This is a genomic window from Burkholderia sp. 10_S31 (assembly GCF_056930375.1).
In genome coordinates this window covers 723,063-741,643 of record NZ_JBXOWK010000002.1, presented here as the reverse complement: position 1 = coordinate 741,643, position 18,581 = coordinate 723,063, and the positions used below count along the sequence as shown (strand labels likewise).

General features: G+C 66.5%; 14 protein-coding genes and 1 pseudogene. 11 read left to right on the top strand and 4 right to left on the bottom strand.

Annotation, left to right across the window (positions count from 1 at the left end; genetic code table 11):
• Positions 1–5 precede the first annotated feature (5 nt).
• Together AC1Z3W_RS17940 and AC1Z3W_RS17935 are read left to right on the top strand one after the other, a co-directional pair.
• Complete coding sequence (locus tag AC1Z3W_RS17940) at positions 6–713, top strand: GntR family transcriptional regulator (RefSeq protein WP_057927327.1); 708 nt, start codon at positions 6–8, stop codon at positions 711–713.
• Positions 714–907: 194 nt separating this feature from the next.
• Positions 908–2,368 (top strand): NAD-dependent succinate-semialdehyde dehydrogenase, encoded by a 1,461-nt coding sequence (locus AC1Z3W_RS17935; protein WP_057927326.1) that lies wholly within the window; start codon positions 908–910, stop codon positions 2,366–2,368.
• A gap of 299 nt (positions 2,369–2,667) precedes the next feature.
• Here the strand turns inward: AC1Z3W_RS17935 and AC1Z3W_RS17930 are convergent, their stop codons facing one another.
• Both AC1Z3W_RS17930 and AC1Z3W_RS17925 read right to left on the bottom strand, forming a co-directional pair.
• Entirely contained in the window at positions 2,668–3,903 is a 1,236-nt protein-coding gene (locus tag AC1Z3W_RS17930; protein ID WP_483508332.1) for a formylglycine-generating enzyme family protein, read from the bottom strand.
• Positions 3,904–4,530: pseudogene (locus tag AC1Z3W_RS17925) on the bottom strand (caspase family protein); the annotation flags it as partial.
• 394 nt (positions 4,531–4,924) lie between these two features.
• Between AC1Z3W_RS17925 and AC1Z3W_RS17920 the strand changes: the two are divergent.
• The 8 genes from AC1Z3W_RS17920 (at position 4,925) to AC1Z3W_RS17885 (ending at position 16,362) form a co-directional block, all read left to right on the top strand.
• On the top strand, positions 4,925–5,353 hold the full coding sequence (locus tag AC1Z3W_RS17920; protein ID WP_057927324.1) for a DUF4399 domain-containing protein: 429 nt from the start codon (positions 4,925–4,927) through the stop codon (positions 5,351–5,353).
• 42 nt (positions 5,354–5,395) lie between these two features.
• Complete coding sequence (locus AC1Z3W_RS17915) at positions 5,396–5,821, top strand: DUF4399 domain-containing protein (RefSeq protein ID WP_057927431.1); 426 nt, start codon at positions 5,396–5,398, stop codon at positions 5,819–5,821.
• A 260-nt stretch (positions 5,822–6,081) separates the two neighbouring features.
• A complete protein-coding gene (locus tag AC1Z3W_RS17910) occupies positions 6,082–7,647 on the top strand; it encodes an efflux transporter outer membrane subunit (RefSeq protein WP_409364324.1) in 1,566 nt (521 codons plus the stop codon).
• 191 nt (positions 7,648–7,838) lie between these two features.
• Positions 7,839–9,707 carry an FHA domain-containing protein gene (locus tag AC1Z3W_RS17905; RefSeq protein WP_483508141.1) on the top strand — a complete coding sequence of 623 codons (1,869 nt, stop codon included), beginning with the start codon at positions 7,839–7,841 and terminating at the stop codon, positions 9,705–9,707.
• Positions 9,685–11,094 (top strand): beta-barrel domain-containing protein, encoded by a 1,410-nt coding sequence (locus tag AC1Z3W_RS17900; protein ID WP_057927322.1) that lies wholly within the window; start codon positions 9,685–9,687, stop codon positions 11,092–11,094. The genes AC1Z3W_RS17905 and AC1Z3W_RS17900 overlap by 23 nt, the downstream gene beginning before the upstream one ends.
• A 100-nt stretch (positions 11,095–11,194) precedes the next feature.
• Positions 11,195–11,947, top strand: a complete 753-nt coding sequence (locus AC1Z3W_RS17895) for a peptidylprolyl isomerase (RefSeq protein ID WP_175826340.1) — start codon at positions 11,195–11,197, stop codon at positions 11,945–11,947.
• Between the two features lie 18 nt (positions 11,948–11,965).
• Positions 11,966–15,037, top strand: a complete 3,072-nt coding sequence (locus AC1Z3W_RS17890; RefSeq protein WP_483508139.1) for a peptidase domain-containing ABC transporter — start codon at positions 11,966–11,968, stop codon at positions 15,035–15,037.
• Complete coding sequence (locus AC1Z3W_RS17885) at positions 15,034–16,362, top strand: sigma-54 interaction domain-containing protein (protein ID WP_057927319.1); 1,329 nt, start codon at positions 15,034–15,036, stop codon at positions 16,360–16,362. The genes AC1Z3W_RS17890 and AC1Z3W_RS17885 overlap by 4 nt, the downstream gene beginning before the upstream one ends.
• 25 nt (positions 16,363–16,387) lie before the next feature.
• Here AC1Z3W_RS17885 and AC1Z3W_RS17880 read toward each other — a convergent pair whose 3' ends face one another.
• Both AC1Z3W_RS17880 and AC1Z3W_RS17875 read right to left on the bottom strand, forming a co-directional pair.
• Complete coding sequence (locus tag AC1Z3W_RS17880) at positions 16,388–17,158, bottom strand: PP2C family protein-serine/threonine phosphatase (RefSeq protein ID WP_483508138.1); 771 nt, start codon at positions 17,156–17,158, stop codon at positions 16,388–16,390.
• A gap of 82 nt (positions 17,159–17,240) precedes the next feature.
• A complete protein-coding gene (locus tag AC1Z3W_RS17875; protein WP_057927317.1) occupies positions 17,241–17,525 on the bottom strand; it encodes a hypothetical protein in 285 nt (94 codons plus the stop codon).
• 481 nt (positions 17,526–18,006) lie between these two features.
• Between AC1Z3W_RS17875 and AC1Z3W_RS17870 the strand changes: the two genes are divergently transcribed.
• Positions 18,007–18,552 carry a lecithin retinol acyltransferase family protein gene (locus tag AC1Z3W_RS17870; RefSeq protein ID WP_483508137.1) on the top strand — a complete coding sequence of 182 codons (546 nt, stop codon included), beginning with the start codon at positions 18,007–18,009 and terminating at the stop codon, positions 18,550–18,552.
• Positions 18,553–18,581: the final 29 nt, after the last annotated feature.

The window sequence follows — 18,581 nt, the reverse complement described above, 5'->3', positions numbered from 1 at the left end:
CCGCCATGAGTCCCGCACTGCCGTCCCTGAAAGTCCAGCGGCCCACCGCCACGCTGCGCGAGCTCGCGCTCGAGAAAATGCGCAACGCGATCTTGGATGCGCACTTCCAGCCGGGCGAGCGGCTGGTCGAGCGCTCGCTATGCGAGATCCTGGGCGTGAGCCGAACCGTCGTGCGCGAGGTCCTGCGGCATCTGGAAACGGAAGGGCTGGTCGCGTCGATCCCGAACCAGGGGCCGATCGTCGCGATCCTCGATTTCGACACGGCGGCCGAGATCTACGAAATACGTGCGCTGCTGGAAGGCGAGGCGGCGATGGCCTGCGCGCAGCATGCCGACGAGCCGCTCGTCGCCGCTCTGGCCGCGTGCATCGACCAGATCCAGCAAGCGTTCGACGTACAGGATCATGCGGCGGTGAAGGCGCTCACGTCGGCATTCTATGAACGCATGTTCAGCGCCGGGGAAAAGCACGTCGCGTGGGAGATCGTGCAGACGCTGATCGCGCGGATCAATCGATTGCGCGCGCTGACGATCGCTTCCGACGATCGCGGCCACCAGGCGGTCGAGGAAATGCGCGAGATTCTCGCGGGCATCGCGACGGGCAACGGCGCGGCGGCGCGCGAGGCCGCCATCGCACACGTGCACCGGGTGGCGGAGATCGCGCGCAAGCTGCTGGCTCATGGCCACGAAAGTGCGTCGTGGCGTCAGGCGGGGTAGTGCGTCTTGCTTCGCGGCGGCGTTCTTGTCGACGCTGCTTGGCATTGCGAAATGAGAAGCAGGACAGCGAAGAGCGAGACGTGGACGCCTGCGCATTGCGGCTTCGCTGCCGGCCGCCATTTGAAATTTTCGGTATTCGCGGCCCGGGTTGTCACCGGGCCGCCTGATGCATTTTTATCCCGGAAGGAACGAACGTGGAATTGAAAACGCTGTTGAAGGATCCGGCGCTCCTGCGTCATCAGGCTTATATCGACGGGCAATGGTGCGAGGCCGACTCGGGCGGGCAATTGGACGTGCTCGACCCGGCAACGGGCGCAACGCTTGGCAGCGTTCCGCTGATGGGCGCGGCAGAGACGTCGCGCGCGATCGACGCCGCGAATGCGGCATGGCCGGCGTGGCGGGCAACGACGGCGAAGGAGCGCGCGCGCATCCTGCGTCGCTGGTACGCGCTCATGATCGAGCATGCCGACGATCTCGCGCTGATCCTCACGGCCGAGCAGGGCAAGCCGCTTGCCGAGGCGAAGGGAGAAATCGTCTACGGGGCCTCGTTCATCGAATGGTTCGCCGAAGAGGGCAAGCGCGTGGCCGGCGACACGCTCGCGACGCCCGCGTCGGACAAACGGCTCGTGGTCGTCAAGGAGCCCGTGGGCGTGTGCGCGGCGATCACGCCGTGGAATTTCCCGAACGCGATGATCACGCGCAAGGTCGGGCCGGCGCTCGCGGCCGGCTGCCCGATCGTCGTGAAGCCGGCCGAGGCGACGCCGTTCTCGGCGCTCGCGCTGGCGGTGCTTGCCGAGCGCGCCGGGGTGCCGAACGGCGTGCTCAACATCGTCACCGGCGACCCGAAGGCGATCGGCGGCGCGATGACGGGTAGCCCGATCGTGCGCAAGCTGTCGTTTACCGGTTCGACCGGCGTGGGGCGGCTGCTGATGGCGCAAAGCGCGCCCACCGTGAAGAAGGTGACGCTCGAACTCGGCGGGAACGCACCGTTCATCGTGTTCGACGATGCCGATCTCGATGCCGCCGTCGAAGGTGCGATTGCTTCGAAGTATCGCAACAACGGCCAGACCTGCGTGTGCACCAATCGTTTCTACGTGCACGACCGGGTGTACGACGCGTTCGCCGAGAAGCTGGTGGCGGCGGTGCAAGGCCTGAAGGTGGGACACGGCACCGAAGGCGGCGTGACGCTCGGGCCGCTGATCAACGATGCGGCGGTCGGCAAGGTCGAAGCGCATATCGCGGACGCCGTCGGCAAGGGTGCGACGCTCGCCACGGGCGGCAAGCGGCATGCGCTCGGGCACGGCTTCTTCGAGCCTACGGTGCTGCTGAATGCCACCGCGCAGATGGATGTGGCGAGAGAGGAGACGTTCGGGCCGCTCGCGCCGCTATTCCGCTTCTCGAGCGACGACGAGGTGGTGACACTCGCCAACGACACCGAGTTCGGGCTCGCCGCGTACTTCTACAGCCGCGACATCGGGCGTGTCTGGCGGGTGGCCGAGCAGCTCGAATACGGGATGGTCGGCATCAATACGGGCCTCATTTCGAACGAGGTCGCGCCGTTCGGCGGCGTGAAGCAGTCGGGGCTCGGCCGCGAAGGGTCGCACTACGGCATCGATGATTACCTCGTCATCAAGTACCTGTGCATGGCGGTTTGATCGTCGGTTCGTTCGCCTGAGAGGGGCCACGCCGGCATGATGGTCAAGCTGGCGCCGGGGCGCGGGCCGTACGGCGCGGGTACGGCGGTGCTGGTGGGCTACCGGCAGTCACGGAACGAAATCCGGGAGGCGCTGCGCGGGCACGATCCATCAGGTAGGAAGCGGAAGGATCGTTCTCCGAAGAATCGGGTGAGAGGACGGGGGCGCATGCCGACACTGCGACACTGCCCCCGCGGCCTGGAGAGGTGGTGTCGAGGGCCGTGATTTCCGTGCAATTTCCCGGCCGGATCGATATCGATCTACTTCACGTCCCGGGCCACGCGAAACCCGTTTGCCGAAAAACGGACGCTGCTGTCGTACTTGAAGCGTGTCGAGACCGGCATGTAGGCCGCACCATCCCGCCACGAGCCGCCGCGGATGACGCGCACCTGGCAGTTCGGCTCGTCCCACGAGCGGCCGTCGGCGGGCGCATTCTTGTACGAGCTGTGCCAGCAATCGCTGACCCATTCCCACACGCCGCCAGCCATGTCGTAGAAGCCGAGGGAATTGGCCGCGAACGAGCCGACGTTATCCGGCGCATCGGCATGCCAAGGTGAACCGCAGTCCTTGCAGTTTGCGTTGCCCGGCCGCATCTCGTTGCCCCACCAGTAGCGCGTTGCGGTGCCGCCACGCGCCGCGAATTCCCATTCAGCCTCGGTCGGCAGCCGGTAAGACTTGCCGCTTACTTTCGACAGCCACTTCACGTACAGCTGCGCATCGTCCCAACTCAGGTCGCGCGCAGGCGCGTTCGCGACCGTATTGCTGTCGCTGGGCAGGCGCGGACAGGCGCCCGCGTCGCGGCACGCGTTCCATTGCGCGACAGTCACCACATACTTCGCAAGCGCGAAAGAATGATCGAGCGTCACGCGATGCGACGGTTTTTCCGACGGATCGCCCGAATTGCTGCCCATTGCGAATGTCCCTGGACTCACCGTCAGCATGGCCGGGCATGCAGCGCAATCCCGGATTTCATTGGCGGCCGTCGCGCCACCTTTCTGCGGGGGGGCCGGTGGGGCCGCCACTGCAGCGGGAGGCGGTGCTTTCGGCGGTGAGCCAGGCGCGTGCGCAGGCTGCGCTGAGGTCGATGCGCGCGGCGCAGGAGCCGGCGCCGGAACGGGAGCGGGGGCGGACGCGGCAGGGGCCTTGGGCGCGGCCGCGCGCAATCGTGCGAGACGGGCCTGCGCCAATTGCGCGAAGCGCCCGTTCGGGTAGGTCTTCAGATAGGCCTCGTAATCGCCCGCCTCCTTGCTGTCCTTGATCGATTCCCAAAACGTAATTTCGTACTGTTCGGTGCTGTCCTTCGGCATCACGCCCCGGCTATCGAGCGCTACGACGCCGATGTCGGCCAACACCTCGGATCGTTGCTCCATGCCGCCGGCATGCACCGCGCCGGTTCCCGCACGACGCGCCCCGGTGAGCGCAAACGTCGCTGCCGCATCGGAAAGGGAAGACGCGACCCAGGGAATCTGCCGATGCCCGGTGGCGCTGTCGACCATCGCGCCAGCACGGTCGAAGATCTGGGCGATGTCGAGCCCCGGCGACGCGAGCGTCTGCAGCAGCGCCGCCGTGTAGACACCATGCGTTGCACCGTCGGCCGCGCCTTCGCCAGGCGCTGCCGCGTAGGCGACGAGCGTATGCGGCGGTGGCTTGCGGGCCGCCACGCTGCCGGCACCGGGGGGCGCGATCAGGCAGGAATCCAGAATGATCAGATCAATGCGGTCGCCGTGCGGCCGCGACGTCGCATCGAACACGGTGTGCAGGTCGATACCCGTTCGCGACAGGCCGGCCGGAGAACCGACGTCGGCATCGACCGGCGCGAGCCATGTCGTTCCGCCCACGCTGGCGCCGTGGCCCGCAAAATACACCAGCCCGGTGCCGCTCGCCGCGATGTGGCGCTCGAACGCGGCAAGCCCGTCGAGCATTTGCTGCCGGGTCGCATTGCGCAACGTGATGACGTCGAAGCCGAGCGCCTGGAGCGCATCGCCCATCGCATCGGCGTCACGGACGGGATTGGCGAGCGGATGGCCGCGATAGGCGCCGTTGCCGATCACGAGCGCGACGCGAGGCGGCTCGATCGACCCGGCGCGCGCGGAAGCTGCCGGCGGTGCTGCAGAAGGATGCATGTCCTCGCCGGAGCAGGTGCTCGATGCCACCGAGATCGACGCAAGCAGGCATGCGGGCAAGAGTATTCGCCACATATTCAGCCCCCCAGGGTGCGCCGTCGGACGAGGTGCCGAAGGCGGAGCGCAGCCGTTGCCGGGTGTCCGGTCGCGGCGAGCGCAATGCCGGCTTGCGGCGGGCACGGCCAGGACACATTCAAGATAGCACGTGCGCTCGGCGGCGATCACCGGATCCACCCGCGGGTTTTGCAAAAAACAGACATACGCGTACACGCATCGAGGTGGGCCCGTCACCGTTCGACATCGTTATGTGTCTTCCCGTCGATTACGACCTAAGCTGATAGACACGCTCCACTGTCCGACGCCGCGCGCCACCACCAACGCGAGGAGCAATACGATGCGAAGAAGGGCTACGTTGTTGGCTTTGGCCGCCACCGTCCTGGTGCCGAGGATCGCGTTCGCCGGCGGGCGTACGCCTTCGCCGCCCGGCGCCGAGGCATACATCATCTGGCCGTCGGACGGTGCAACGATCACCGGCGGCAAGTTCTGGGTGCGCATGGGCTTGCGCAACATGGGCATCTGCCCGAAAGGCATCGAGCGGCCCAACGTGGGCCATCATCATCTGCTCATCGATACCGATCTCCCGCCGCTGGACCAGCCGATACCGTCGGATCGGAATCACTTCCATTTCGGCGCCGGTGAAACCGAGGCGCGCATCGAGCTTCCACCCGGCAAGCACACGCTGCAGCTGCTGATGGGGGACCACGACCACGTGCCGCACGATCCGCCGGTGTACTCGAAGAAGATCACGATCACGGTGAAGTAGCGCGCCATGCCGCGCCTGCCGCACGAACCGGGAATTGCCGCCATGAACAAGCTCATTCTCTTCGCCGTTGCCGTGACGCTGCTATGGACGGGGGCGGCGACCGCAGAGACCAGCACGCATCCCCCGAAGGCCATCGTCTACATCGGCTGGCCCAACGATGGCCAGGTGCTGCCGGCCGGACGGCCGTTCCGGGTGTGGTTCGGCTTGCGCGACATGGGTGTCGCGCCGTCGCATGTGCAGTTTCCGAACACGGGCCACCATCACCTGCTGGTCGATACGGACCTGCCGCCGATGGACCAGCCGATTCCGTCCGACCGGAATCACCTGCATTTCGGCGCGGGCGAGACCGAAACCACGCTGGAGCTTCCTCCGGGCAAGCACACGCTGCAGCTCTTGATGGGCGACGCCAATCACGTGCCGCAAAATCCCCCGATCTACTCGAAGAAAATCACGATCTACGTGAAGTGACGTCGCGCGCCGATCCACGCTCGCGTGGCCTGCGCGCGAGCTTCGGGCACGAACGTTGTCGCTCATCGCGCGACTGCGAGTGTCTGTGCATTCCCGACATCCCGAGCCGTAACTGTCGGCGACGACCCATCACGCATCCGTGATCCGTGCGCCGCGCACACGTCGCTCCACCCTCCGTCTTCGCCCCCCGGACCCGCGTCGGCAAGCCATCCGGCAAGATTTCCGCCGATCCCGCGAGCGGCTGGCACGCCCCATGCGTTATGAGACGCGAGCGTGCCACGCTGCAACACGAACACCAACACATCCACCCGATCCCGCATCGTCGCCGCGTTCATCCGAAGGAGTCGATCGTGAACACCCACCCGTCGCCGACTGCCTCGCGCAACTGCCGCGGTCTCCTGCGTTCGCTGGCCCGCGTCGCCGGATCCGCCGGAACATGCGCGGCGTTGCTGTCCGGCTGCATGGACCTGAACATGCCCGTCTACCAACGCCCGGAGATGCCGGCAAAGACCACGTGGGCGCACGCGCACGGGCCTGTATCGGCGTCGGACACGGTCAATTCCGAATGGTGGAAGAGCTTCGACGATCCCTATCTCGACGCGCTCATCGACAAGGCCATCGCAGGCAACGTCGATATCAAGGTGCTGGCGGCTCGCATTGGCGTGGCCGGCGCGCAGGTCGGCGAAGTCCAGGCGGGCGCGCTGCCGAGCGCGGACCTCGGCGCGGGCATGGACTTCGAGAAGAACACGCATCAATCGCCGTCGAGAACCTACAACCTCGGCAGCCAGGTGAACTGGGAAATCGACATCTGGGGCAAGGTCGAGAAGGGCGTGCAGGCGCAGAAGGCCGAATATCACGCGACCGAGGCCGACTGGCGCGCGGGCTACCTGACGCTCGTCGCCGACGTGTCGAGCACCTATTTCGAAATCCTCCAGTTCGACGACCAGATCGAACAGGAGCAGCGCACGCTCGACAAGAACCGGCAGATCCTCGCGATCTACCAGTCGATGTTCGCGAACGGCGTCGCGCCGCAGACGGAAGTACTGCGGCAGAGCGCGGAGATCAACGGGCTGGCGAACCAGCTGATCGAGCTGCACCGATCGCGCGACACGGCCGAGAACGCGCTCGCGACGCTGCTGGGCGTGCCGGCCGGCGAATTCAGGATGCCCGCCGGCCATCTCCGGCAGCGCGTCAAGCTGCCGGACGTGCCGATGGGGCTGCCCGCGCAACTGCTCGCGCGCCGGCCGGATGTCGTCGCCGCGCAGTATCGCGTGCTCGAATCGTATGACGAAGTGGGCGCGGCGAAACTGGCGCAACTGCCGTCGATCAGCCTGACGGGGCGTGGCGGCACCGCGGCGTTTGCGCTGTCGGATCTCTTCAAGGCATTCACGTTCAGCTTCCTGCCGAGCATCAACCTGCCGATGTTCGACCCGGGCGTGCGCGCGCACATCAAGACGACCGACGCGCAGACGAAGGTCGCCGAGCAGCAGTACCGGCAGACCGTGTTCACCGCGTTCAAGGAAGTGGAAAACGCGCTCGTCGATCTCGACGCGCACAAGCAGCAGCGCGTGCAGCTTCAGCAGCAGAGCGCGCGTCTGCGCACCGTCGCCGCCCAGGTCGAGGCGCAGCTCAAGGAAGGGCTCGTCTCGCAGCTCGAGGTGCTCGAATCGGAACGCGCGGTGGCATCCGCCGAACTCGCGCTGCTCGCGAATCATCAGCAGATTCTGAGCGACACGGTCACGCTCTACAAGGCGATCGGCGGCGGCTGGCGCGCGGTCGAAATCTCGAATGCAAGCAGCGAGCCGGTCCGGCAAGCGATGCAATGAACACGCCAGCTTTGCGCCACCGCGCGATCGGTGCCAGCCGATTGACTACCGCCATCCGTCGCCTAAACTTTTTTCACGATCGTGCCGCCACGTGCGTTGGCGGCGCGGCTTCACACGGGTGGTTCGAAAGCGCGTCGCGTTTTCTGCGCCGCATGCCCATTGGCGGGCGCATGTCGATCGTTGGGCGAATCATGGTTCCAGACGTCGCTTCGATTGCCGAGAAACAGGCCGCGCTCGACCGGCAGTTCGACATCGTGCTCAAGCCGGTTTCCCATCCTGAACTGAGCGAGATTCGGATCGACAAGGCGCTGTTCGCCGTCGGGCGGACCAACACGCCGTTCGCGTCCGCGCCCCCCGAGCGGGTGGCCGACCTGTCCCGCCGGCATGCGCGCATTTTCTTCGAAGGTGGCGCGGCCTATGTCGCCGATCTCGGCAGCAAGAACGGTACGGCCGTCAACGGAGTCGATGTCGGCGACAAGCCGCACCTGCTGCGCGACGGCGACGAACTGCGATTCGCCGGCGCGCTGGCGTATCGCGTCGCGTTCGTGCCGCGCGCGACGCATCAACCGGCGCGGCCGGCCGTCGTCACGCTGGCGCCGGAGCGCGGCGATCTCGGCCTGCAACCGGTCATCATTACCGCCTTCCCGTTCCTCGTCAGCAAGACCGACGACACGTTCGCCTGCTACCGGAGCGCGTATCCGCATCAGGTCAACTATCTGTCGCGACGTCATGCGCACATCTACGTGCAGGACGGCGAGGTCTTCGTGGAAGACCTCGGCAGCACGAACGGCACGTTCGTCGACGGCCGGCGCCTCGACGAGCATGCGGCGCCGCTCGGCGACGGCGCGATGCTCGCGTTCGGCGGCGATCATTTCGTCTATCGCGTCGCGGTGCAGCGAGAGCCGGGGCCGGACTCCACCGTGACGGCCACGTCGTCGCCCGGAGCCGCGGCGAATGCGGCCGCCGCGGACCCTGACCGGACGACCTTCGTCGATACCGCGCATTCGTTCCTCGACATCTTCTGCACGGTTCCGGCCGTTCAGCAGGACGACGAGATCAACCCGCATGCCGCGCATGGCGCCGTCGAAACCGCGCATGACGCGCGCCGCCGGCGTGGCAGGATCGAAGTCTTCCTGTCGGAGCTGAGCGAGGCGTTCGGCGGCAGCGGGCACGTCAACCTGCACCGGCTCGGCTGGTGGAGCGGCGGGCTGCTCGCGGCGGTCGTCCTGCTGCTCGCGACGCTGTATTTCCAGGACGCGCCGCTGCGCGAGATGCACGCGCTGCTCGCGCGCGGCGACACCGCGCAGGCCGCGCAGCTCGCCGATCGCCATCTCGCGAGCCATCCGGATGACCCGGCGTTCCTCGCGCTGGGTACCGAGGCACTCGTTCGGTCGAAAGTACCGGACTGGATCGCCGCCATGAACGCGCGCGCCTTCGATCGCGCCCGTGCCGTCGTGCAGGACATGCGCACGCTGGCCCGTCATAACGCCGACGCACGGCCGCTCATCGACGAAGTGGCGTGGATCGGCGAGCTGCAGGCGTTCGTTGCCGGTCGCGGCGGGGCGGACGCGCCGATCCGCATCTACCGCGACGAAGCGCCGATCAAGGCATTGACCGGCCGCTGGAACGACGACCCGGGTGCGCATCAGCGGCTGCTCGACCGGATTTCGTCATACGTTCCCGCGTTCGGCGCGCTGTATTCCGACGCACTCAGTCAGTTGCGCCGGCTGCAGAGCGACAACTCCGTCTATGTGGCCGCGCTCGAGCGGCTGCAGCGCGCGATCGCGTCGGCGCTCGACGAAGACCGGCTCGACGGTCTTCCGGCGCTGCTCGCCGATGCGGAGCAGCGCTATCCGCGCCTCGGCGGCCTCGACGCCGTACGGGCCGATCTGCAGCAGTACCTGCAGTTCGAAAGCGACGCGCGGGCCGGGCACGGACCGGCCGTACTGGATCGCCTCAAGCAGTTCCGCTTCGCGACGCCGCAATTCGCGGCACATGTCGCGACGCTGGAACGGCTTGCTTCGTCGGGAGGGCACGGTGAAGCTCGACAGTCTCCTTAAGCGCGCGCGGCAGGCAACGCCGCCTGAGCCGCCGCGCTCGCTGGGCGAGGCGCTGGAGGATCACAGCGTCGAAGGCATAGCGATCCTGACGGCGCGGCCATGGCGGCTCACGCAGGCGACCATCATCGCGATGGTCGGGCTCGTCGTGTGCGCGCTGCTGTGGTCGTTCGTCGGCCGCGCCGACGTGATCGTGACCGCGCAGGGTGCGCTCGCGCCGGAGTCCGAGGTGCGCCGCATTTACGCGCCCGTCGACGGCGAGCTGGTGGACATCTATATCGCCGAAGGCCAGCCGGTCGAAAAGAACGACGTGATCGGCCGGATCAACGCGCGCGGCGCGATCGAGGCGGCGACCAACGCGCTCGATGCGCGCCTCAAGCTCGACGACGCGGAGCGCGAATGGAAGCAGTTTCCGGACAAGAAGCAGCTGATGGAGCGCAAGGCCGACGCACTGAAGCAACAGATCGAGGTCGAAGAGCACCTGCACCAGAACCGCATTGCCGAAGGCACCAGCAAGCTCGCGCAATCGCAGCGTGCGCAGATCGACGAAGCGCGCAGCAATATCGACAACGCTCGTCACGCGCTCGATCTCGCGAAGGACGAACAGGACAAGTACGCGCGCCTGTTCGCGCTGCCGGGCGGCGGCGGCGTGTCGCAGAGCCAGGTGGAACAGAAGCGCAGTGTCTACCTGCAGGCCCAGGACAGCTACCGCGTCGCGCAGGCGCGCCTCACGCAGCTCGAGGCGCAGCAGAGCCACGATTTCGCGCAGGCGAAGGCGCAACTCGAAGGCAGCGGCGAGACGCTGGCCGGGCTGCGCATCCAGTACGACGCGACCGTGCGCGACATCGCGAACACCGAAGAGAAGCTGCGTCTGCAGGTGCAGACGGCGCGCCTCGCGGCGGATGCCGCCGCGCGGATCCGCTTCGAGAACATCGACAAGGACAATTTTCTGCTCGTGCTGGCGCCCGTCTCCGGCGTGATCACCGATGTGACCACGACGCAGCCCGGCGACAAGATTCTCGCCAACACGCCGCTCGGCAGCATCGCGCCGTCCGATGCGCGGCCGGTGGTGAAGGTCGCGATCGCGGAGCAGGACCGCGCCTTTCTTCATGAAGGCTTGCCCGTGAAGCTGAAGTTCAATGCGTTTCCGTATCAGCGCTACGGCGTGATCGACGGCACGCTCGAATACATCTCGCCGGCGACGAAGCCGCAGGCGCAGACCAAGGAACCCGTCTACGAGGGCCGCGTGGCGCTGGTGCGCAACGCGTACACGATTGCCGGCACGAAATACCCGCTGCGCTACGGGATGACGGCCACGGCGGAAATCGTCGTGCGCGAGCGCCGCGTGATCGGGTTCGCGCTGGACCCGTTCAGGCAGATCGCGGGCTGATGGGGACTGCCGCGGCGCTGGGGCGCGCAGGCAAGCGGTAATGCGAGGCATCGGCGGTGAATCAGGGCGATCGCCGCTGACAGGGATCAAGGGGAACGAGATGACGGCAATAGTGCGTATCGACGACGAGGTGATCGGCACCGACGATTTCATCCGCGTGCTGAAGCTCACCGGGCAGTTCGAGGGCCTCGTCGAACAGCAGGTTCGCGACCGGCTGACGGTGATCGCGGCGAGGAAGATGGGCATGCAGGTGACGCCGGAGGAGATCCAGGAGCGTGCCGACCAGTTTCGCCGCGTGCACGGCCTGCACCGCGCCGCGGACATGAACCGCTACCTGGACGTGTTCGGCGTCAGTCTCGACGAGTTCGAGCGATTCATCACCGACACGCTGTACCAGGAAAAGACGCTCGACAAGGTGTGCAGCGATGCGGCCATCGAAGCGTACTTCAAGCTCAATTCGCCGAAATTCGACAGCATCGAGGTCAGCCACATCGTGCTGGATTCGGAAGGCAAGGCACGCGAAATGATGGCGATCCTGGAGGACGACCCGAGCTGCTTCGGCGACATGGCGCGCGAGCATTCGATCGCCGACACGAGCGAGCGGGGCGGCGTGATCGGCAAGGTGCTGCGCGGCTCGCTGAAGACGGATATCGAGGCCAAGGTGTTCAACGCGCGCGTGGGCGACCTGCTCGGCCCGTTCGCGGCGCCCGACGGCTCGTTCTTCGAAATCTTCTCGGTGACCGCGAAACACCCGGCCGCGCTCGACGCCGACGTCGCGTCGGAGGTGCGCCGCCTGCTGCGCGAGGAGTGGCTCGCCGAGCGCGCGCAGGAACACATCATCGAGGCACGCTGATCACGGAGAATCGCATCGATGGACGCACAAGCCCCCGCCCCGGCCAGCACCCCGTCGCTCGCGGAGTTTCTCGCGTCGGTGGAGCCGCTGTCGCTCTTCTCGCACGACGAACTCGACCGCATGGCCGCCCATGCGCAGGTGCGCACCTACGCGTTCGGCGACACCGTCTGCAATCGCGGTGAACCGGCCGAGGGCCTGTACGTGCTGCGCTTCGGGTCCGTGCGCCTGATCGCCGACGAGCGCGGCAAGGAAACCAGCGTCGGCGTGCGCAAGGAACGCGAGGTGTTCGGTGAAATGGCGATGCTGCGCGACTACTGGCACGAGGTGTCGGTGCGCGCATCGACGAGGACCGAGGTGCTGTGCATCCCGCGCAGCGCGATCGAGCCGATCCTGCGCGACAATCCCGCCGCGCAGTCGTTCGTGACGAGCTATGTCGCGATCAGCTCGGCGGGCGGTTTCGTGACGCGGCTGTTCGACCTGCGCGGCAAGCTGACGCGCGCCGAACTCGAGGAATACGTGTCGAGCGTCGGCGTGAAGCGCGTGGCGGCCGGCAAGGAGATCGTCCGGCAGGGGCCGGGCGGCGATCTCCGGCTGTATGTCGTGCGCCAGGGCGAGGTGAGCGTCTCGTGCCACGAGGACGGCAACGACTATCCGCTCGCGACGCTCGGCGCGGGCGAGATCTTCGGCGAGCGCGCGTGCCTGCTGCGGCAGGAGCAGGCGGCGACCGTCACCGCCGTCACCGATGCGCGCCTGCTCGTCATTCCGGAAAAGACCGTGCACTTCATGCTCGAGCGCAACCCGAAGTTGCGCGAGGTGCTCGAGGAGCGCATCCGCTTCGGCGATCAGGAACTGAAGCGGCAGAAGAAGCTTGCCGAACGGCGCCGCCACCCGCTGCAGATCGATATCGGCGCCGACGCCGCGTTCGGCGAGCGCATGATCAAGCGTTTCGTGCTGGTCGAGCAGGCGGAGGAAATGGATTGCGGGGCGGCGTGCCTCGCGATGATCTGTCGTCACTACGGCGTCGCGATGACGCTCGGCAAGCTGCGCGATCTCGCGAACGTGACGACGCAGGGCGCGACGCTCGACAGTCTCGCGCGCACCGGCGAGGCGGTCGGCTTCGCGACGCGCGGCGTGCAGTGCACGTACGAGGCGCTGCTCGGGTTCGAGCTGCCGTTCATCGTGCACTGGGAGGGATACCACTACGTCGTCGTGTACGGCGTGTCGAAGTCGTGGGTGCGGATCGCCGATCCGGCGCTCGGCTTCAGGAAGCTGAGCGTCGAGGCGTTCGAGCGCGGCTGGAGCGGCACGTGCCTGCTGTTTACCGCGAACGGGCCGGCCGCGGCGTCGGCCGAGTCACGTTCGCCATGGGTGCGCTTCATCGGCTATCTGCGCCCTTACCGGAAGATCCTCGCGCATCTGTTCCTGGCGACGTTCGTGATCCAGGTGCTGGGCGTCATACCGCCGCTCATCATCCAGAGCATCCTCGATGGGGTCGTCGTGCACCAGAACGTCAGCCTGCTGCACCTGTTGATTGCCGGGCTCGTCATCTCGCACGTGTTTACCCAGTTGATGACCACGATCCGCGCGCATCTTTCCAACTTCATGGTGCGCAGTCTCGACTTCGCGATGATGTCGCAGTTCTATAAACACACGATGTCGCTGCCTTATTCGTTTTTCGCGCGCCGCAAGAGCGGGGACGTGTTCGCCCGCTTCCAGGAAAACCAGACGATCCGCGCGTTCCTGACGGAGTCCACCGTTACCACCGCGCTCAATCTCCTGATGATATTCATCTACTTCACGATCATGTTTCTATACAACGTGAAGATGACGCTGGTGCTGATCGCCTTCGTGATCCCGATCATGGCGCTCACGGCGCTCGCGACCCCCAAGTTGAAAGGCTATGCGCGCGAGGTGTTTGCCGCGTCCACCGATGCGAAGTCGCTGCTGATGGAGACGCTCGGCGGTGTCGAAACCGTGAAGGGCATGGGCATCGAGCGGTCGGTACGGCTGAAGTGGGAGCGCAAGTATGCGAAGGCGCTCGACGTCCAGTACCGTGCGCAGGCATTCAATATCCTGGTGGCGCTGTGCAGCCAGCTGCTCAATGCGGCGACCACCATCGTGATCCTGTGGGTCGGTGCGAACCTCGTGCTCGCGCATGAGCTCAGCATCGGGCAGCTGATCGCCTTCAATGCGTTCATGGGCAGCGTGCTGGCGCCGCTGATGGGACTCGTCGGCATGTGGAGCCTGATGAACGACGCGGCGGTGGCGATGGAGCGGCTCGGCGACGTCCTCGACATCGAGCCCGAGCAGCAGCCGTCCGAGCTGGCCTCACGCGTGCTGCTGCCCGACCTGCAGGGCGACATCAGCTTCGACGGCGTGTATTTCCGCTATGGCGGCAACGAAACGCCTTACGTGCTCGAGAACATCAACTGCACGATCAAGCGCGGCGAGATGGTGGCCATCGTCGGGCGCAGCGGTTCCGGGAAAACCACGCTGGCGAAGCTGCTCGTGGGATTCTATGCGCCCACGGACGGCAAGATCGCGGTCGACGGGTACGACATGAGCGCGATCGACAAGGCTTGCTACCGTGCGCAGATCGGTTACGTGATGCAGTCCAACCTGGTCTTTTCCGGATCGATTGCCGAGAACATCGCATGTGGCGACACGAGCCCCGACTGGCGCCGCATGGAGGAGGTCGCACGGATGGCCGACGCGCATGCCTTCATCAGCAAATTGCCGCTCGGCTACGAGCAGGTGGTGGGCGAGCGCGGCGTGGGCCTGTCGGGCGGCCAGATCCAGCGGCTCTGCATCGCGCGCGCGCTGTATCACGACCCGCGCCTGCTCGTGTTCGACGAGGCGACCTCGTCGCTCGACACGCAGTCGGAGAGCAACATTCTCGCGAACATGCACGAAATCCTGCAAGGGCGCACGGCGGTGATCATCGCGCACCGGCTCAGCACCATCATGCGGGCCGACAAGATCCTCGTCCTGTACGAAGGCGCGATCGTCGAACAGGGCTCGCACGACGAGCTGGTCGCGCGCCAGGGCATGTATTACCAGCTCGTGCAGAAACAGCTGGGTGCCGCATGAAACTCTTCGACCCGCACGGATTCGGCAACTCCGCGATCTCGTATGCCGGCCTGCTCGAGAAGATCGAGATCCTGCGCTCGATGCTGCGCTGGGCGCCCAAGCTCGAGCGTGCCGACATCGAGAAGCTGCTCAATCAGGCGAACGTGCTGCGCGACGAGGTCATGCAGATGTCGCGCAAGGAGCGCTTCGTCGAGGCCGCCGTGGCCGCGCCGCAGACGCCTGATGCTTCCGATTCTCCCGATACGCCGGAGGCGCCCGCACCCGCGGTGCAGCGACGCAGACAGGCGCTGATCGAGCGCAGTTTCATCTTCGAAGGCATCTTTGGCGACAATCCGAAGTTGCTCGCCGCGCTCGAGATCGCCGAAAAGGCCGCACCGACCGATCTGCCGGTGCTGATCGACGGCGAGAGCGGGACCGGCAAGGAACTGATGGCGAAGGTCATCCACGCGAACGGGGCGCGCGCCGACCGGCCCTATATCTCGGTGAACTGCGGCGCGATTCCCGACAACCTGCTCGAATCGGAGCTGTTCGGCCATCGGCGCGGCGCGTTTACCGGCGCGTCGAACGATCGCAAGGGCAAGTTCGAGAGTGCGCACACCGGCACGATCTTCCTCGACGAAATCGGCGAATTGCCGCTGTCGGGCCAGGTCAAGCTGCTGCGCGTACTGGAGTCGCACGAAATCCAGCGCGTCGGTTCGGACGAGCCGATCAGCGTCGATACGCGCATCGTCGCCGCCACCAACAAGAATCTGCGGCAATTGAGCGAGCAGGGGCTCTTTCGCGAGGACCTGTTCTATCGCCTGAGCGTCATTCATCTGACGTTGCCGGCGCTGCGCGAACGTCGCGACGAAATTCCGCTGCTGCTCGCCTACTTCGGCGACGAGGCCGCGGGGGCACTGAAGCGCAGGCCCATCAAGACGACGCCGAAGCTGCGCGACTTCCTGCTGACTTACGCGTATCCGGGCAACATTCGCGAGCTGCGCAACCTCGTCTACCGTCTGTCGTGTCTGGCCGGCGAGGTCGCGGATATCGAGCATTTGCCCGAGGACATCCGTCCGAAAACCGTGTCGAGCGCCGTTCGTGCGACGGATGACGGCACGTCGGGCCGGCCGATGTCGCTCAGCGACGCGAAGCGTGCCGCAAGCGACGAGGCGGAGCGGGCATTTCTCGAACGCGGGTTGCAGGAGACCGGCGGAACCGTGGCCGAACTGGCGCGCCGCTGCGAGATGAACCGGTCGCACCTGCAGATGCTGCTCAAGAAGCACGGTATCCGTTCGAAAGCGTTCCGTCATCAGGACGGCGCGACACCTGACAAGGACGCGTGAGCGTCACGCGCGTCCGCTCGATCGTTCAGCGTTGCACGGAAGGATTGGCGAGCGTCCGGTCCGACGCATCGGGATCGTCGGCGCGGATCACGACGGCGGTGACGTTGTCCCGGCCGCCCGCGCGCAACGCGAGTTCGACGAGCACGTCCGTTGCACGCGCGCAATCGCCGCAGGCGAGGGCGGCCGAGATGTCGGCTTCGTCCAGCTCATTGCTCAGCCCGTCGCTGCACAGCAGAAACATGTCGCCGTCGCATATGTCGATGCGTCGTTCGTCGAGATGCAACCGCTCGGCGGCGCCGACCGCGCGCGTGATCACGTGCTGTGACGGGTGATGCCGCACCTGCTCGGCGCTCAGGTGGCCCTGCGCCTGCAGCTCCGCGACGTGGCTGTGGTCGAGCGTGAGCTGCGTCAGGTGCGCGTCGCGGTACAGATAGATCCGGCTGTCTCCGGCCCACAGCCAGCCGCATTGACGGCCGCTCGCCAGCAGCACCGCCACCGTGCTGCCGATCATGCGTACGCCGCGCTGGGCGGCCGATTCACGCAAGCGGGCATTGACGGCATCGAGCGCGGTGCGCGCCGCCTCGATGAAGTCCGCCAGCGTGGCCGGGGCGGCCAGCCGTTCCAGCGCCTGCACGATCATCCGGCTCGCGAGGTCGCCGGCCGAATGCCCGCCCATGCCGTCCGCGACGGCCCACAGGCCACGGTGCGGCAACGCAAGGCAATCGTCTTCGTTGATCTCGCGAACCAGGCCCACGTCAGTGCGTGACGCCGAAGTCCATTGCAGTTCTGCGCTCACGGGGCGCCACTCCCTTTCGTCCAAGGCCTGTTCATGCCGATAACGGGCTCGCGAACGTGTATTGCCGGTCGGCGTGAACAGGCTAGACGAGCCGGTTCCTGCCGTCTGCACCCACCCCGACCACGATGTTCGAGCCGGGCGCCGAGTTCGTGACGTCGACGTTCTGAATCTGGTTGAGGACCTGGTTCGCGTAGAACGTGTTGTACGTCTGATAGAGGTTGACGACCGGCCCGAACGCCGGAGCGGGCGGCGCGTAGGGCTGGATCCAGCCAAATACCCACGGCGCGCCCGCGCCGCGGATGAACGACATCGTCTTGCGGTCGATGTCGCGCTGCATGTGAAGGTCGGTAATTGCGAGCGTGGTCATGATGCGTCTCCGAATGGGGCTTGCCGCCGGAATGGGTAACCGATACGTGCAAACCTCGTGCCATGCGTGACACCACCCGCGTGCGTCGATCCGCTCGCGTGCGTCGATCCGGTGAGCGCCGCACGCGGCAAGGCAAGGCGTCATCGACACGCGTTGCTTGCATGCTAGTGCGTCGCGGCGTTGTCCTGCAATGGTTGCACGCAAGCCAACAGTTGCGCGCACGAACGTGGCCGCGAAACCGACACATGCCGCGGCAGGCGCAAACGGCTGTCCGGCGCGCCAACTGGTGCTGTCGCGCCAACGAAATCTCCGGCAAAGGGTTGGTCGTTGGGCGACAGTGCGGCGCCGGGTTCGCAGCGCGCTTCCCGTCGAGCATTGCGCGACGGGCGCCGGGCGATTGGCACGCTTGATGCAGGTTAGTTGGCAACCGGCTAACCGTTGAACAACACGGGCGGCCGCCAACCTGCAGACGGAGCCAGTCATGGAACGCGACCTTCAACCAGTGAACAGCGCTGTGTCCCGCACGGCGGCTGGCGCTGCGGATGCAAGCGCGCATGCGGCTTCGCTGCCCGGCGGCGTCCAGGCACTGACGCCCGGCGCGCACCTGGTTTCCGATCGCGCCGGCTACAGCCACCACGGCATCTACGTCGGCGACGGGCGCGTCGTCCACTACGCGGGGCTTTGCACGACGCTGCATCGCGGCCCGATCGAAGAGGTCACGTTCGAGCGCTTCGCCGACGGTCACGCGGTTCGCGTCGTGCCGCATCCGTGCGCGGCCTATGCGGGGCGCGCCGTGGTGCTGCGCGCGCGTTCCCGTCTCGGCGAAAACCGCTACCGCCTGCTGACGAACAACTGCGAGCACTTCTGCACGTGGTGCCTGGAAGGCACGGGCCACAGCGAGCAGGTTCGCACGTGCGTCATGCATCCGCGGACGGCATTCCGGTTCGCGCTGTCGATCTGCCGCGCAATGCTCGCGGCGCGGCGTGCGGACGGACGGTGCGCCGCAGCCGCCATCGCCGCCGCATGAGCGACGTCCCGATGCGTACGACATCGCCA